General features: G+C 73.2%; 13 protein-coding genes and 1 tRNA gene. 9 read left to right on the top strand and 5 right to left on the bottom strand.

Annotation, left to right across the window (positions count from 1 at the left end):
* From OG842_RS18005 to OG842_RS17980, 6 genes are all read left to right on the top strand, one after another.
* A complete protein-coding gene (locus tag OG842_RS18005) occupies positions 1 to 1,722 on the top strand; it encodes an ABC transporter permease subunit (protein WP_266730855.1) in 1,722 nt (573 codons plus the stop codon).
* A gap of 4 nt (positions 1,723 to 1,726) precedes the next feature.
* Complete coding sequence (locus OG842_RS18000) at positions 1,727 to 3,004, top strand: MDR family MFS transporter (RefSeq protein ID WP_328512346.1); 1,278 nt, start codon at positions 1,727 to 1,729, stop codon at positions 3,002 to 3,004.
* Positions 3,001 to 3,405, top strand: a complete 405-nt coding sequence (locus tag OG842_RS17995) for a PPOX class F420-dependent oxidoreductase (protein WP_266730852.1) — start codon at positions 3,001 to 3,003, stop codon at positions 3,403 to 3,405. The genes OG842_RS18000 and OG842_RS17995 overlap by 4 nt, the downstream gene beginning before the upstream one ends.
* An 83-nt stretch (positions 3,406 to 3,488) precedes the next feature.
* Complete coding sequence (cysS, locus tag OG842_RS17990) at positions 3,489 to 4,892, top strand: cysteine--tRNA ligase (RefSeq protein ID WP_266730850.1); 1,404 nt, start codon at positions 3,489 to 3,491, stop codon at positions 4,890 to 4,892.
* Between the two features lie 85 nt (positions 4,893 to 4,977).
* Entirely contained in the window at positions 4,978 to 5,934 is a 957-nt protein-coding gene (gene rlmB, locus OG842_RS17985) for a 23S rRNA (guanosine(2251)-2'-O)-methyltransferase RlmB (RefSeq protein WP_266730848.1), read from the top strand.
* A gap of 118 nt (positions 5,935 to 6,052) precedes the next feature.
* The gene (locus tag OG842_RS17980) at positions 6,053 to 7,696 is read left to right on the top strand and encodes a DoxX family membrane protein (protein WP_266730847.1); all 1,644 of its coding nucleotides are present in this window, start codon (positions 6,053 to 6,055) and stop codon (positions 7,694 to 7,696) included.
* 78 nt (positions 7,697 to 7,774) lie between these two features.
* Here OG842_RS17980 and OG842_RS17975 read toward each other — a convergent pair whose 3' ends face one another.
* From OG842_RS17975 to OG842_RS17965, 3 genes are all read right to left on the bottom strand, one after another.
* Complete coding sequence (locus tag OG842_RS17975) at positions 7,775 to 8,485, bottom strand: nucleotidyltransferase family protein (protein ID WP_266730846.1); 711 nt, start codon at positions 8,483 to 8,485, stop codon at positions 7,775 to 7,777.
* 34 nt (positions 8,486 to 8,519) lie between these two features.
* Positions 8,520 to 8,933, bottom strand: a complete 414-nt coding sequence (locus tag OG842_RS17970) for a hypothetical protein (protein ID WP_266730845.1) — start codon at positions 8,931 to 8,933, stop codon at positions 8,520 to 8,522.
* Positions 8,934 to 9,179: 246 nt separating this feature from the next.
* Positions 9,180 to 10,316: an ABC transporter ATP-binding protein gene (locus OG842_RS17965; RefSeq protein WP_266730843.1), complete on the bottom strand. Its 1,137-nt coding sequence runs from the start codon at positions 10,314 to 10,316 to the stop codon at positions 9,180 to 9,182.
* Positions 10,317 to 10,495: 179 nt separating this feature from the next.
* Here OG842_RS17965 and OG842_RS17960 point away from each other — a divergent pair.
* From OG842_RS17960 to OG842_RS17950, 3 genes are all read left to right on the top strand, one after another.
* Positions 10,496 to 10,569: transfer RNA gene (locus OG842_RS17960), tRNA-Thr, on the top strand.
* Positions 10,570 to 10,761: 192 nt separating this feature from the next.
* A complete protein-coding gene (locus OG842_RS17955) occupies positions 10,762 to 11,895 on the top strand; it encodes a serine hydrolase domain-containing protein (RefSeq protein ID WP_266730842.1) in 1,134 nt (377 codons plus the stop codon).
* Positions 11,896 to 11,950: 55 nt separating this feature from the next.
* Positions 11,951 to 12,787 carry a MerR family transcriptional regulator gene (locus tag OG842_RS17950; RefSeq protein WP_328512345.1) on the top strand — a complete coding sequence of 279 codons (837 nt, stop codon included), beginning with the start codon at positions 11,951 to 11,953 and terminating at the stop codon, positions 12,785 to 12,787.
* A 27-nt stretch (positions 12,788 to 12,814) separates the two neighbouring features.
* On the opposite strand, the gene OG842_RS17945 is transcribed toward OG842_RS17950, so the two are convergent.
* Together OG842_RS17945 and OG842_RS17940 are read right to left on the bottom strand one after the other, a co-directional pair.
* Positions 12,815 to 14,029, bottom strand: a complete 1,215-nt coding sequence (locus tag OG842_RS17945) for a Glu/Leu/Phe/Val dehydrogenase dimerization domain-containing protein (protein WP_266730840.1) — start codon at positions 14,027 to 14,029, stop codon at positions 12,815 to 12,817.
* Positions 14,026 to 15,660 carry a thiamine pyrophosphate-binding protein gene (locus OG842_RS17940; protein ID WP_328512344.1) on the bottom strand — a complete coding sequence of 545 codons (1,635 nt, stop codon included), beginning with the start codon at positions 15,658 to 15,660 and terminating at the stop codon, positions 14,026 to 14,028. Before OG842_RS17940 ends, OG842_RS17945 begins: the two co-directional genes overlap by 4 nt.
* Between the last annotated feature and the right edge of the window lie 35 nt (positions 15,661 to 15,695).

Here is a 15,695-nt window from a genome sequence, read left to right as displayed (position 1 = left end):
GTGAAGCACCTGGCGGGGCGGCTCGGCACGCTCCTCGCGGTCCTCGCCGTCATCGGGCTGCTGCCCCGGCTGACCCGGACCGACCCGGCGCTCACGATCCTGCACGCCCGGTACGCCGACCGGCCGCCCACCCCCGAGACCCTCGACGCGATCCGCGCCGAGACCGGGCTCGACGGCGGGGCCGGGCACGTCCTGGGCGGCTGGCTGGGCGGGCTGCTCCACGGCGACCTCGGCACCTCCTGGGTCTCCGGGCAGCCCGTCGCCCCCGACGTGACGGCCGCGCTCGGCGTCTCCCTGACCCTGATGGGCCTCTCGCTCGCCGTCGCCCTGCTGCTGGCCGCCGCGCTCTGCGCGGGCACGCTGCGGCGCGGGGCGAGGCGCCGGATCGTCACCGCGCGGGCCGGGGTGGGCGCCGCCGTCCTCGCCGCGCTGCCGGAGTTCCTGCTCGCCGCAGTCCTGGCCGCCGTCGTCGCCGTACAGCTGGGCTGGCTCCCGGCGCTCGGCTGGGGCGCGCCCGAGCAGATGGTGCTGCCCGCGCTCGCCATGGGCGTCCCGGCGGGCGCCCTGCTCGGCCGGCTGCTGGACGACGCGCTGCCCGCCGCGTTCGCCGAACCGTGGGCGCGGGCCGCCGCGTCGGGCGGGCTGCCCGGACGGCGCATCGCGGGGCACGCCCTGCGCCGCACCCTGCCCGGACTGCTGCCGCAGCTCGGCCTGGTCGTCGTCGGCCTCACCGGCGGCGCCGTCGCCGTCGAGACGCTGTACGCCGTGCCGGGGCTCGGCGGTACGGCGCTGGCCGCGGCCCTCGCGCAGGACCTCCCGGTCCTCCAGGCCTGCGTGCTGCTCCTGCTGCTCCTCGGCGTCGTCGCGGGAATCGCGGCCCGCCTCGCCGACCGCGCCCTGCTCGGGCCCGCCCTGTCCGACGGGGCCCTCCCGGCGCTGGTGCCCCCGGTCCTGCCCGCCCGCCGGCTGCTCACCGCCGGTGCGGTGGCGCTCGCCCTGCTCTTCGCCGCCGTGACCGTCGCCGGGCTGCTGCGCGACCCGCTGCACGTCGACGCCGCGGCCCGCCTCGCCGGTCCGTCCGCCGCGCACCCCTTCGGCACGGACTCCCTGGGCCGCGACGTGCTGGCCCGCCTCGGCCACGGAGCGGCCCGTACGGTGCTGACCGCGACCGCCGTCTCCGCCGTGACGCTGCTGCTCGGCCTGGCCCTCGGAGCGGTACGGGCCGGGGCGCTCACCGAGACCGCCAACGCGCTCCCGGCGATCCTGAGCGGCCTGGTCGTCGCGGGCATCGCGGGCCCCGGCCCCCTGGGCGCCGCCGTCGCCGTGGCGGCCGTCGCCTGGGCTCCGCTCGCCGCCCACACCTCGGCCCTGTACGCCCAGGAGCGCGCCGCACCGCACATCGCGGCGGCCCGCTCGATGGGCGCCGGGCGGTGGCACGTGGCCCGGCGCCACCTGCTGCCCGCCGTCGTGCCCCCGGTCCTGCGCCACGCGGTCCTGCGGATCCCGGCCGTCGCGCTGGCCCTCGCCTCCCTCGGCTTCCTCGGCCTGGGTGCCCAGGCACCGGCGCCGGAGTGGGGCCGGATGCTGTCGGAGAACCTGCCGTACGCGGAACGGGCCCCCTGGTCCGTACTGGCCCCCGCCGCCGCGCTCGCCGCCCTGGGCGCGCTGGCCGTCCTCACGTCGGCGGCGGTCCGGGGCCGCGCGGGCAAACCGGCGGAGTGACCCCGTGACCACCGGACCCACCACGAGAAGCACCCCCTACCTCCGCCTCCTCACCGCCACCCAGTTCGCCTTCAACATCGGCTTCTACGCCGTACTGCCCTACCTCGCCAGCCACCTCGGCACCGGCCTGGGCATGGCCGGCTGGCTCGTCGGGCTCGTCCTCGGCCTGCGCACCTTCAGCCAGCAGGGTCTCTTCGTCGTCGGCGGCGCCCTCACAGACCGGTACGGGCCCCGCCCCGTCGTCCTCACCGGCTGCGTCCTGCGGATCGCCGGCTTCGGCTGGCTCGCCTTCGCCGGGTCCACCGCGAGCGTCATCGCCGCGGTGGTCCTGATCGGATTCGCCGCCGCGCTGTTCTCGCCCGCCGTGGAGTCCGAGACCGCCCGCGAGTCCGTCCGGTACGAGCAGGACACCGGAACCCCGCGCGCCCAGGTGCTCGCCGTGTTCTCCGCCGCCGGACAGGCCGGTGCGTTCATCGGGCCGCTGCTCGGTCCGCTGCTCCTGCTGCTCGGTGCCGGATTCCGGGCGGCCTGCCTCGCCGGTGCGCTGGTCTTCGTCGGCGTCCTTGCCGGACACGCCCGGCTGATGCCGCGCCGGGCCCCCGTCACCCGGACGGCCGAGTCCCGGCACTCCCTTCGCGAGGTGTTCGGCAACCGCCCCTTCCTCCTGCTCTGCCTCGCGTACAGCAGCTACCTGATCGCGTACAACCAGCTCTACCTCTCGCTGCCGGCCGAGGTGGAGGAAGCCACCGGCGGGCAGACCGCGCTCGGCTGGCTGTTCGCGCTCTCCTCGCTCCTGGTCGTCTGCGCCCAGCTGCCCCTGACCCGCTGGTCCGCCCGCCGCATCGCCCCGCGCACCGCGCTCGTCACCGGCCTGGTGACCGTCGCCGCCGGGTTCGCCGCCGTACCGCTCACCCCCGGCGGCCCCGCCGGACTGCTGCCCGCCGCCACCCTCGTCGTCACCCTGACCCTCGGACAGATGCTGCTGGTCCCGGCCGCGCGCGGCCTCGTCCCGGACCTCGTCGACGACCGGCGGCTCGGGCTCGCCACCGGGGCGCTCTCGTCCGTCTCCGGGCTCGCCGTGCTCGGCGGCAGCGCCGCCACCGGGGCGCTGCTCCAGGCGCCGGGCCCGGTCCGCTGGGCGGTGCTCGCCGCCGTGCCGTTGGCGGGCGGAGCACTGGCCCTGACCCTTCCGGTGGGCAGGAGCGGGAAGCGGGAGCGCCGGGACGCGGTTGGGGTACGGGTAGAGACACCCACCGATCCCACTGGAGGACGTACGCCATGACCGCCGAACTCTCCGAAGAACTCAAGGCGCTTCTCGACACCCCCGTCTTCGTCACCGTCGCCACCATCCAGCCCGACGGCAGCCCCCAGGTCTCCCCGGTCTGGGTCAGGCGCGACGGCGACGACGTGCTCATCTCGACGACGGTCGGCCGCCGCAAGGAGAAGAACCTGCGCCGCGACCCGCGGGTCACCGTCGTCGTGCAGCCCTTCGCCGCCCCGTACACGTACGCCGAGATCCGCGGCACCGCCGCTCTGACCACCGAGGGCGGTCAGGAGCTCATCGACGAGCTGTCCCGGAAGTACACCGGCAAGGAGTACGCGGACTTCAACCCCGCCTCCGTCGACGACGCCGAGCGCGTGGTCGTCCGGATCACCCCGCGCAAGGTCATCGGAAGCATCTGACGGACCCCCGCCGCGACAAACTTGTTCCCCCGCGATCCCCAAGGGGTCGCGGGGCACTGGTGCGCGCCCACTACCCTTGAGGCGTGACTATTCGCCTGTACGACACCAGCGCCCGGCAGATCCGTGACTTCGTACCGCTCACAGCGGGCTGTGTCTCGATCTACCTCTGTGGCGCGACCGTCCAGGCCGCCCCGCACATCGGGCACATCCGGTCGGGGCTGAACTTCGACATCATGCGCCGCTGGTTCCAGTACCGCGGCTACGACGTCACGTTCATCCGGAACGTCACCGACATCGACGACAAGATCATCACGAAGTCGGCGGAGCAGGGCCGGCCGTGGTGGGCCATCGGCTACGAGAACGAGCGGGCGTTCAACGCCGGTTACGACGCGCTCGGCTGCCTCCCGGTCACCTACGAGCCCCGCGCCACCGGCCACGTCCCCGAGATGATCGAGATGATGCGGGGCCTGATCGAACGCGGTCACGCCTACGCGGCCGACGGCAACGTCTACTTCGACGTGCGCTCGTTCCCCGGCTACCTGGAGCTCTCCAACCAGGACCTGGACGACCTGCGCCAGCCGTCCGGCGACGGCGAGACCGGCAAGCGCGACCAGCGCGACTTCGCCATGTGGAAGGCGACCAAGCCGGGCGAGCCCAGCTGGGAGACCCCGTGGGGCCGCGGCCGCCCCGGCTGGCACCTGGAGTGCTCCGCCATGGCGCACAAGTACCTCGGCGCCGCCTTCGACATCCACGGCGGCGGCATCGACCTGATCTTCCCGCACCACGAGAACGAGATCGCCCAGGCCAAGGCGTACGGCGACGAGTTCGCGAAGTACTGGGTGCACAACGGCTGGGTCACCATGTCCGGCGAGAAGATGTCGAAGTCGCTGGGCAACTCCGTGCTGGTCAGCGAGATGGTCAAGGCGTGGCGCCCGATCGTGCTGCGCTACTACCTCGGCACCCCGCACTACCGGTCGATGATCGAGTACAGCGAGGAGGCCCTGCGCGAGGCCGAGTCCGCGTTCGCGCGGATCGAGGGCTTCGTCCAGCGCGTCACCGAGAAGGCGGGCGAGACGGTCGAGCCCGCCGCCGAGGTGCCGCCGGCCTTCGCCGAGGCGATGGACGACGACCTGGGCGTCCCGCAGGCGCTCGCGATCGTCCACACCACGGTCCGCCAGGGCAACTCCGCGCTGGCCGCAGACGACAAGGAAGCCGCCGTCGCCCGGCTCGCGGAGGTCCGCGCGATGCTCGGCGTCCTCGGCCTCGACCCGCTCGACGAGCACTGGGCGGGCGAGAGCGACCGCGGCGACGATCTGCACGGGGTCGTCGACACGCTCGTACGGCTCGTCCTGGACCAGCGCCAGTCGGCCCGCGAGCGCAAGGACTGGCCCGCCGCCGACGCCATCCGCGACCAGCTCAACCAGTCCGGACTCGTCATCGAGGACAGTCCCACCGGACCGCGGTGGACACTCGGCCCGCGCCAGTAGTCCCCACCGTGTGCCGCCCGGCGTTCCGGGCGGCACACTTCACTTATACGTACGCATGTCTGAGAAGCAACGAAACAGGTAGGTCATGGCCGGGAACAGCCAGCGCAGGAACCGCCGCACGTCCAACAAGAAGGGCATGCAGGTCGGCAGCGGCGGGCAGCGACGCCGTGGCCTCGAAGGCAAGGGCCCGACGCCGCCCGCCTCCGCCCGCAAGGGACACAAGAAGAACCGCGTCGCCAACGCCCAGGCCAAGCAGGCCGCGGCCCGCCGCCCCGCGCCCCGGCGCGGCGGCGTCAAGGGCACGTCCGAGATGGTCGTCGGCCGCAACCCCGTCTACGAGGCCCTGCGCGACGGCGTCCCGGCGACGACCCTGTACGTCCAGCAGTACATCGACAACGACGAGCGGGTCCGCGAGGCCCTCCAGCTCGCCGGCGCGCGCGGCAACATCAACCTGATGGAGGCCCCGCGCCCCGAGCTGGACCGGATGACGAACGGCCTGAACCACCAGGGCCTCGTCCTCCAGGTCCCGCCGTACGAGTACGCGCACCCGGAGGACCTTACCGCCGCCGCGTACGACAACGGCGAGGACCCGCTGATCGTCGCCCTCGACGGCGTCACCGACCCGCGCAACCTGGGCGCGATCGTCCGCTCCGTCTCCGCGTTCGGCGGCCACGGCGTGGTCGTGCCCGAGCGGCGCGCGGCCGGGATGACGGCGGGTGCCTGGAAGTCCTCGGCGGGCACGGCGGCGCGTACGCCGGTCTCCCGGGTGACCAACCTGACCCGCGCCCTGGAGGGCTACCAGAAGGCCGGCCTCACGGTCGTGGGCCTCGCCGCCGACGGCGAGCACACCGTCGAGGACCTGGAGGAGCTCGCCGGGCCCGTCGTCATCGTCATCGGCAGCGAGGGCAAGGGCCTCGGCCGCCTCGTCGGCGAGACCTGCGACTACCGGGTCCGCATCTCGATGCCGGGCGGCGCGGAGTCGCTGAACGCGGGCGTCGCGGCCGGGATCGTGCTGTACGAGGTCGCGCGGCGCCGGGCCTGAGAAGTCCACCCGGCCGGGGGGCGGCCAGGCGGAGCCTCCCCCCGCCGGACCCCATTGACGGGCCTCGGACACATCGGGCCCGTCAAGGCAGTGTCCTAAACACAGATCACTCGGTTAGATGAGTGTGGACACCAGAACGCCTCGGTTCGACGAACAACCCGCCCTGAGCATGACCAAGGTGGACTGCGACCCTGCGCAGGTCATCGTCAACCACGCCAGCTTCCGGGTGCAGCTCGCCCCCGGCCAGCGCCCGCGGCTGCGCGGTCCGGCCCCCGTCGGCGCGCCCAGGATCCCCGCCATGAGCGGCGCAGGAGCGGCCCGCGGCAGGCGCTCGCCCGTCGTGTGGAGCGGCAGGTCCGCCCCCGGCGACCCCGGCGCCACCGGGCTCCTCCAGGCCGTACGGAACTCCACCGCGGGCCGCCCGGCCCCGGCCACCGGCTACGACGCGTACGACCCCTACGCGGCCCCGGAGCGCGACGGCGGACCCGGCACGGCCGGCACCCGGGTCATCGACCTCCTCGAAGAGACCCAGCCCAACCCCGTCGTCACCGCCCCCCACCAGCCGGGCGGCTACGGCAACGGGCCGCTGCTGCCGCCCATGCGCCGGGCGGTCGGCGCCTACGACACCGACTACGGCGCGCCGTACGCCGCGTCGTACGCACAGGACGCGTACGACGACGAGGACGGGTTCGACGAGGAGGCCGGCACCCGGAGCGGGCGGCGGAGCAGCGACCCGGTCCGGCACGCCTACTACCCCGACCGCCGGATGAACCTGGGCGTCGTCCTCCTCCCGCTCCGGGTCTTCCTCGGCTTCATCTCCATCTACGCCGGCATGGGCAAGCTCTGCGACCCCGTCTACTTCGACGGCGGCGACCGCGGCTCCATGGTCAAGTGGCTGACCTCGCTGCACCCCTGGGAGCTGGCCGGGCCGCTGCGCGACTTCGCGCTCTCCCACCCCGTCGGCGCCGGACTCACCGTCGCCTTCCTTCAGGTCGTCGTCGGCGTCCTCACCGTCCTGGGCCTCTGGCAGCGCGTCGCCGCCTCCTTCGGCGCGCTGCTGTCCGCCGCCCTGCTGGTCACGGTGAGCTGGCGCACCGTCGCCGCGTACGACGCGCCCGACATCATCTACCTCGCCGCCTGGAGCCCGCTGATCATCGCGGGTGCGCCCGTCTACTCCGTCGACGCACGGCTCGCCGGGGAGGCCTGGCGCAGGCTCGGCCCGCGCTCGGAGATCTGGGACCTGCGCCGCCGGGTGCTGCGCCGGGGCGCCGTCGTCGCCTCCGTGGTCGTCGGTCTCACCCTGCTGGTGGGCTCCGTGCTCGGCGGCGCGGTCCGCTCCTCCGGGGTCGTCACCGTGCCCGGCCCGAACACCGACCCGACCAACCAGCTCCCCGGCTCCCCGCTCCCGGAGGAGTCCCGCAGCGGCCGGGCCTCGCACAGCCCGGACGGCCGGCGCCCCGTCCCCTCCCGGAGCAGCGCCGCCACGACGCCCTCCACCGCACCGTCCACGCCCGCCGCGGGCACCGTCCGCGAGTCCGGCCAGGCGGCCGGTGCCGGCCAGCCCAGCCAGACGCAGGGCACCGGGCAGCAGACCCCGCAGCAGACGGCCCCGCAGCCGCCTCCGTCCAGCAGCTCCGGCCCGTCGTCCTCCGGCTCCACCGGTACGGGCGGCGGCTCGGCCGGCGGCTCGGACAGCGGCGGCTCCTCCACCGGCGGCACGTCCGGCGGCGGGAAGAACCCCATCGGCGGCCTGCTCGGCTGAGCCACCGCCCCGGCACACGGCGAAAGGGGCGGCCACCGGCTTCGCACCGGTGACCGCCCCTTCGCCATGCGCCGGTGGTCAGCCTCCGTCGAGCTCCTTGGCGGCCTCGGTGAGGTCCTTCGCCGTGTCGATGGCCCGCCAGTACGCCCCGTGCGGCAGCGGGTACCCGGCGAGCCTGCGCTCGCGGGCCAGCCGGGGGAACGTCGTCCGCTCGTGGTCGCCCCGGTCCGGCAGCAGCGTCGTGAACTCCGGGGAGAAGACGTACACCCCGGCATTGATCAGATACGGCGAGGGCGGCGACTCGATGAAGTCGGTGATGTGCCCGAACGCGTCCGTCTCCACGGCACCCCACGGGATGCGGGGACGGGCCAGGGCCAGCGTGGCGGTCGCATCGCGCTCGGTGTGGAACGCGGCCATCTCGCGCAGGGAGAAGCGCGTCCAGATGTCGCCGTTGGTGGCGTACCAGGGCTGCTCGGGTTCGGGCAGCCGGGTGGCGGCGTACTTGAGCCCGCCGCCGCGGCCCAGCGGCTCGGACTCCACGACGGTCGTCACGCGCAGCGGCAGCACCGCCGAGTCCAGCCACTCCTGCAGCACCTCGGCCAGATGACCGCACGACACCACGGCGTCGGTCACGCCTTCGGCGGCCAGCCAGGAAAGCTGATGGCCGATGATCGGAGTCCCGGTGCCCGGGATCTCGACCATCGGCTTGGGGCGGTCGTCGGTGTACGGGCGCAGCCGCGATCCCTGGCCACCCGCCAGGACCACGGCCTGCGTCGGATACGTATGCATGCCAGGCACGATATGCGGTGCCCGGAGCGGCCGGTCAGCTGAACCGGGCGACGCCCGAGGCGAAGGACGTGTCGCAGACGGGGCGCGAGAACCGGTGGGCGTGGGTGGGGCCGTACTTCTCGACGGCGGCGCGGCCCAGTGCCTTGGCGATCGACATGCAGTGCCGGGCGAGCGAGGGGCGGCCCTCGACGGAGCGCTGGAGGTCGGTGAGCGCGACCGCCGGGTCCTTCTCCCGGAGCTCCACGAGCAGCCGGTCGCGGAGGGCGTCCTGCGGAGTGCGCGCCTCGGCGCGCTTGGAGATGTCGTGGGCCGACGCGGTCAGGACCTGCGGCTCGGAGCCGTGCGCTGCCCACGGCACGCTGGTGACGGCGAGGGTCCCGGAGAGGACCATCACGACGGGCAGTACGAAGGCGAGGGATCGGCCGATGCGGCGCGCAGTGTGGGTCACGCAGCGAGCGTAGCGGGCAGTGATGATATGGCGACAATTCGTCACCCTTGAGGGGGATGGTTCGAGGGTGCTTTTCGAATCCGGTGTTGACGAACGGGGCCGAAATGACCGGTGTGCCGGGCAATCCGGCTCCGTACGGACCCAAACCCCGTCCGGACCCCGTCCGAACTCTGCAGCGCCCCGCGAGGCGCGAACGGCCCCGCACGCGATACGTGCGGGGCCGCTGTGGTGCGGGTGTGCGGGGCGTCAGTCGGTGAGACGGGCACCCGTCGAGGTCGAGAAGACGTGCAGCTCGTCCGGGCGCGGCACGACGTGCAGCTTGGTGCCCTTCTCCGGAACGGCACGGCCGCCGACGCGGACGACGAGGTCCTTGTCCTGGCCGCCGACCCGCGCGGAGCCGTAGACGAAGCCGTCGGCGCCGAGCTCCTCGACGACGTTGACCGAGACGGCCAGGCCGGCCGGGGCGTCGGCGCTGTCCTTCGAGAGGGACTTCGCGGCGGCGCCACCGTGCTCGACGATGTCGAAGTGCTCCGGGCGGATGCCGACCGTGACGGTCGTGTCGCCCTTGTCCGCGGCGGCGGAGAGCGCCTCGCGGGAGACCGGGACGACGCTGTTGCCGAACTTCACACCGCCGTCGGTGATCGGGACCTCGACCAGGTTCATGGCCGGGGAGCCGATGAAGCCGGCCACGAAGAGGTTCGCCGGCTTGTCGTACATGTTGCGCGGCGAGTCGACCTGCTGGAGCAGACCGTCCTTGAGGACCGCGACCCGGTCGCCCATGGTCAGGGCCTCGACCTGGTCGTGGGTGACGTACACGGTCGTGATGCCCAGGCGGCGCTGGAGCGAGGCGATCTGCGTACGGGTGGAGACGCGGAGCTTGGCGTCGAGGTTCGACAGCGGCTCGTCCATGAGGAAGACCTGCGGCTCACGCACGATGGCCCGGCCCATCGCGACACGCTGCCGCTGACCACCGGAGAGCGCCTTCGGCTTGCGGTCCAGGTACTCGGTGAGGTCGAGCATCTTGGCGGCCTCTTCGACCTTCGCCCGGATCTCGGTCTTGTTGACCCCGGCGATCTTGAGCGCGAAGCCCATGTTGTCCGCGACGGTCATGTGCGGGTACAGCGCGTAGTTCTGGAACACCATCGCGATGTCCCGGTCCTTCGGGGGCAGGTGCGTGACGTCGCGGTCACCGATGCGGATCGCGCCGCCGTTGACGTCCTCAAGACCCGCGAGCATGCGCAGGGAGGTCGACTTGCCACAACCGGAAGGACCGACGAGGACGAGGAACTCACCGTCCGCGATGTCGATCTCGAGCTGGTCCACGGCCGGCTTCGTGGAGCCGGGGTAGACGCGGGACGCCTTGTCGAACGTGACACTGGCCATGCTGAATCTTCTCCTCCACCGGCAGGAACGTGCCGGACGATCCGAGTGCGGGAGTGGTCTGGTCCACTTGGGCGAACCTTCAGCGACGCTACCTGGCCATTTGGAATCTGTCAGTAGTTCGATGCCCGCGAAATTCGGGGACCGCGCGGGGTGCGACGTTGGTTACACTGCTCCGGCACGCCTCCTTAGCTCAGCTGGCCAGAGCAACGCACTTGTAATGCGTAGGTCGTCGGTTCGAATCCGACAGGGGGCTCCGCGAAGACCCAGGCCGGATGCCCTCCGGCCTGGGTCTTTTTCTGTCCTGTGGCCGAACGGCGACCGATCGGTACGGGTGTGAGCCGGATCACCGTTGAGGTTGACCTTGGGTCAGGGTGGACGCTCGTCGCATCGGCAGGCCGCGACGGGCGCCGATCCGGGCACAGCGGACTCAGGGGAGCCAACCACCATGGACATCAATCTTTCCGACCAGGACAAGAGCACGTCCGACGCCGCCGCCGGGCAGGACCGGCCGGAACTCCGCGAGGTCCTGGAGGGGATCGTCGATTCCGGTATCACCGGGATCACGCTGCGCGTGCACGACGAGCGGGGCGAGTGGGTCGGCAGTGCCGGGGTGAGCAGGCTGGGGGAGGCCGCGAAGCCGCCGGTGGACGGGCACGTCCGGATCGGCAGCAACACCAAGACCTTCACCGCGACCCTGGTCCTGCAACTGGTGGCCGAGGGCAGGATCGGGCTGGACACCCCGGTGGCCGACTGCCTGCCGGAGTTCGGGCTGGACCGGCGGATCACCGTGCGGATGCTGCTGCAGCACACCAGCGGGATCTTCAACTTCACCGGCGAGTACTACGAGGACGGGACGGTGGTGCCGGGTATCCCCGCCACCACCGCGGGCAAGGAGTGGGTGGACAACCGCTTCAAGACCTATCCGCCGGCGGAGCTGGTGCGGCTGGCGCTGTCCAAGCCGGCGCGGTTCGAGCCGGGGACGGACTGGAGCTACTCCAACACCAACTACGTGCTGGCCAGGCTGCTGATCGAGCAGATCACCGGCCGCTCGGTCACCGAGGAGATGCAGCGGCTGATCCTGGAGCCGCTCGGGCTGTCGGGCACCGTGGCACCCACCACCCAGGTGGAGATCGCCGAGCCGCACGCACATGCCTACTACCGCTACGAGGACGCCGGCGAGGAGAAGACGGTCGACGTCACCAGGCTGAACCCGTCCTGGATCTCCAGCGGTGGTGACATGATCTCGACCTCCCAGGACCTGCACACGTTCATCTCCGCGCTGGTGAGCGGCAGGCTCCTGCCGGCCGAGCTGCTGGCCGAGATGTGCACGCCGCGCCCGACGCCCGCTCCGGGCATGGGTTACGGCCTGGGGGTGTTCGTGCAGGACATCGGCAGCGGTGGCACCGTCATCACCCACAACGGCGGCGCCGCCGGTCATGCGGCGCTGATGTACAGCACGCCCGACGGCAGCAGGACCCTGACCGCCACACTGAACTACGTGGACGACGCCGCGCTGTCCCAGGCCGTGGCGTTCCAGCAGGCGACGCAGCGGCTCGTCGGCGAAGTGTTCTGCAAATGAGGTGTTCTGCGGCGGCCGGGCCGGTCCGGCCCGGCCCGTGAGGCAGGCTTGGCGGATGAGCAACGGGGTCACGATCGGGCAGGCGGCGGCATTCGTCGGCATCACGGTGAAGACGGTGCGGCACTACCACAAGCTCGGCCTGGCCGAGGAGCCCGTGCGTGACAGCTCCGGCTACCGACGTTACGGATCGGCCGACTTGTTGCGGCTGGTGCAGGTCCGCACGCTGGCCGTCGCCGGGGTTCCGCTGGCGGAGATCGGGCCCCTGCTCGATGCCGACGCCGCGCAGTTCGCCACCGCACTGGCCGATGTCGAGCGGCAGCTCACCGAGCGGATCAGGGAATTGACCGCCCGGCGGGACACGCTGCACCGGCTCTCCGACGGCAACCGGGCCCTGCTGCCCGACCGCGCCGTGGCGTTGCTGGAGCGGATGGCGGGCCTCGGCTTCACCGCGGACGAGGTGGCGGCCGCCCGGGAGGGCCTGGTGCTCGCCAAGGCCCTGGTCCCCGAAGGCTTCGACGACCACCTCGCCCATGTCGAACACGCCCTGCGGGACTCCCGGTTCGTCGCGCTGAGCAGGCGCGCCGCCGAATCCGCGGCCTGGGAACCCGACGACCCCCGCATCGCCGAACTCGCCACCGCCCTGGCCGACCACTACCTCGCCAGCCCCGAACAGCTCAGGATAGTGACCGGCCTGCAGGCCCGTACCGAGGCCGCGACCCGGTACGAGCTGATCGCCCGTCACGGTGAGGAGGAGGCACCGGCCGCCGCCCGGCTGGCCGCGCTCGTCGAGAGCAGGCTCCGTGCCGCCGGCGTCCGTCTCCCCGGCGTCCGTCCCTCCGGCGTCCGTCCCTCCGGCGTCCGTCTTCCCGGACCGGACTCCCGTCGACCGTGAATCCCCGCAAGCCCTTCGACGCGGCTGTCAGCGGAACGTGCCGAAGCGTTCGGTGACGATCGGGAGCCGGTCCGCGGCCAGGGCGTGTGCGGCGGCCCGGGGGGTGGTGTTCTCGGATTCGGCGCGGGTCAGTATCCGGTCGACCAGGGCGCGCATCGAGCGGCGGGTGTACGTGAACGCCTCGTCGGCGTCGGCGCCGATGTCGCCGAACAGGGTCCACCACCACCAGGCGTTCGTACCGGAGTTGACGACCACGTCCGGCAGTACGGTGATGCCGCGGGCGGCCAGCAGTGCCTCCGCCTCCGGCACCACCGGCATGTTGGCGGCCTCGACGATCCAACGGGCGGTGATGCCCGCCTGGTTGGCGGTGTCCACGGCGTACGAGACGGCGGCCGGGACCAGTACCTCGGCGTCGGCGGCCAGCCAGGCGTCGGCCGGCAGTTCGCGGTCCTCGGCGCGGAGTGCGGTGCGGTCCACGGTGCCGTGGCCGTCGCGGGCGGCGAGCAGCGCCTCGACGTCCAGGCCGGCGGGGTTGGCGATGGTGCCCTTGATGTCGGCGACCGCGACGACGCGCAGCCCGGCGCGGGCCAGGAAGCGGGCGGTGGCGCCGCCCATGGTGCCGAGGCCCTGCACCGCGACACGGGTCTCCCGGTGGGCGACGCCGGCCCGGTCCAGGGCCGTGAGCACCGATTCGGCGACGCCGCAGCCGCCCACCAGCTCGTCCAGGCCGATGCCGTCCACGTCGATGGCGAACGCGTCGGCGAGGCGCCGCCGGGCGGCCTCCTCGTCGTCCAGGAGCGGGTAGACGGCCTGGATGGAGGAGACCAGGCCCGCCTCGGCGGCGGCCCGGTCGACCAGGTCCTGGGTGAGGCCGAGGTCCTCGCCGGTGGTCCAGAAGTTTTCGATGTAGGGGCGTACGGCGCGCAGATAGCGGACGAGGACGCCGTAGGCGGCGGGGTCGCGCGGGTCGCAGTCGATGCCGCCCTTGGCGCCGCCCAGCGGGATGTAGCGGCCCTGCGGGTTGTAGTGCAGAGCCTCCTTCATCGTCATGCCCCGGGCCAGGCCGGTGACTTCCGCCAGCGTGCAGCCGGAGCGCATCCGCAGACCGCCGCTGGAGACGCCGCGCACCAGGCGGTCGATGACCAGGTGGCCCTGGTGCCCGGTCTCCTGGTCGGTCCAGGTGAGGGAGATCAGGGGAGGGGCGGGGGCGGGGATGGGGTCGGTGGCGGCAGCGGTGGTCATCGGGGGAGCTCCCTGGGGGCGGTCGCGAGGGGGACGGTGATGAGGGTGGGGCCGGGGGTGTTCAGGGCGTGGTGCAGTGCCTCGGCCAGTGCCTCGGGCGAGTCGGCTCGTACGCCGTGGCCGCCGTAGGCGCGGGCCAGGGCGGGCAGGTCGACCGGCGGCAGGTCGACCGCGGTGGGGCGGTCGCCGCGGGAGACCATTTCGTCGCGGATCTCGCCGTAGCCGCCGTTGTCGAAGACCACGACGGGCAGCGGGAGCCGCAGCTGTACGGCGGTGGCCAGCTCCTGTACGGAGAACTGGAGGCCGCCGTCGCCGCTCAGGGCGACGACCGGCCGGGTGGGGTCCGCGGTCTTGGCACCGATGGCGGCGGGCAGCGCGTAGCCGAGCGTGCCGAAGCCCGTCGGGTGCAGGTAGCGGCCCTCCGGGGCGACGGGCAGGTGCGGGATCGCGCCGTAGTAGCAGCACTGGGCGCTGTCGGAGGTGAGCACCGTGTCCGCCGGGAGCACCGACCTGATGGCCGCCAGGTAGGGCAGGAGGGGGGTGTCCTCGCTCCGGGTCTCGGCGTTGCGCGCCTCGCGCAGTGCGGCGACGGCCCGGTAGGCCCCGGGGTGCGCGCCGGCGGCCGGGGGGAGGGCGGCGAGTAGGGCGCGCAGGGTGTGGCGGGCGTCGCCGACCAGGGGGATGCCGGCGGGCAGCCCCGCGTACATCTGTGCCGGATCGATGTCGGCCCGGACGAGCGTGCCGCCGAGCGTGGGCAGGGGCTCCCACAGGTCGGACTCGGCGAGTTCGGTGCCGACGGCGAGCACCACGTCGCGCTCCGCCAGCCAGTGCCGGACGGCCCGGCTGTGCAGGGAGACGCCGAGCGACAGCGGGTGGGTCTCGGCGACGATCCCCTTGCCGTTGGCGGTGGTCACCACGGGGGCACCCAGCTCCTCGGCCAGCCGCAGGCACTCGGCGGCGGCTGCGCGCGCTCCGCCGCCGAGCACGATCGCGGGCCGGGCGGCCGAGCGCAGTGCCTCGCCGGCCGCCGAGAGCGCGTCCGGATCAGCCGTCGCGGGGGAGGACGGCGGGGCGGTCCGTACCGGCCCGGCCGGTTCCACGGCGGTGAGCAGGTCCAGTGGTATCTCGATGTGTACGGGGCGGGGGCGCCGCGTACGGAAGAGGGTGAAGGCGCGGGCGACCGCCACGCCGATCTCCTCGGCCGAGGACACCCGGTGGCTGACGGCCGCGACGCCCCGCAGCGCCTCGGTCTGGCTGCGCATCTCGTGCAGCAGGCCGGTGGGCTGCCGGGGGTGGCGCAGCGGCATGCCGGGTGAGACGACGAGGAGCGGGACGCTGTCGGAGTACGCCTGGCCGACGGCGGCCGCGATGTTCAGCAGGGCCGGTCCGGTGGTGGTGATCGCCACGCCGGGCTGCCCGCAGACCCGGGCGTAGGCGTCGGCGGCGTAGCCCGCGCCCTGTTCGTGGCGGGGGTTGAGGTGGTCGATCCGGTAGGCGGCCAGGTGCCGGTAGATCTCCAGGTTGTGGGTGCCGGGGATGCCGAAGGCCCGGGTCACCCCGTGTGCGGCCAGCGCCCGGACCAGGGCTTCCCCGCCGGTGACCGGGGTGGGGACGGCGGGGGGATCCGGCATGGGGTGTCCAGGCACTGCACAGGCTCCTTACTGAA

Origin of the sequence: Streptomyces sp. NBC_00376, from assembly GCF_036077095.1 — a bacterium.
GTDB lineage: Bacteria > Actinomycetota > Actinomycetes > Streptomycetales > Streptomycetaceae > Streptomyces.
Note: the sequence above shows the minus strand (reverse complement) of the source record. Positions and strands in the feature narration are given on the sequence as shown.

Excerpts from the sequence above, each read along its gene's own strand:
- OG842_RS17945 (WP_266730840.1), bottom strand. The coding sequence starts at position 14,029 with ATGACCACCGCTGCCGCCACCGACCCCATCCCCGCCCCCGCCCCTCCC.
- OG842_RS17980 (WP_266730847.1), top strand. The coding sequence starts at position 6,053 with ATGAGTGTGGACACCAGAACGCCTCGGTTCGACGAACAACCCGCCCTG.
- OG842_RS17965 (WP_266730843.1), bottom strand. The coding sequence starts at position 10,316 with ATGGCCAGTGTCACGTTCGACAAGGCGTCCCGCGTCTACCCCGGCTCC.
- OG842_RS17995 (WP_266730852.1), top strand. The coding sequence starts at position 3,001 with ATGACCGCCGAACTCTCCGAAGAACTCAAGGCGCTTCTCGACACCCCC.
- OG842_RS17950 (WP_328512345.1), top strand. The coding sequence starts at position 11,951 with ATGAGCAACGGGGTCACGATCGGGCAGGCGGCGGCATTCGTCGGCATC.
- OG842_RS17975 (WP_266730846.1), bottom strand. The coding sequence starts at position 8,485 with ATGCATACGTATCCGACGCAGGCCGTGGTCCTGGCGGGTGGCCAGGGA.
- OG842_RS17940 (WP_328512344.1), bottom strand. The coding sequence starts at position 15,660 with ATGCCGGATCCCCCCGCCGTCCCCACCCCGGTCACCGGCGGGGAAGCC.
- rlmB (WP_266730848.1), top strand. The coding sequence starts at position 4,978 with ATGGCCGGGAACAGCCAGCGCAGGAACCGCCGCACGTCCAACAAGAAG.
- OG842_RS17955 (WP_266730842.1), top strand. The coding sequence starts at position 10,762 with ATGGACATCAATCTTTCCGACCAGGACAAGAGCACGTCCGACGCCGCC.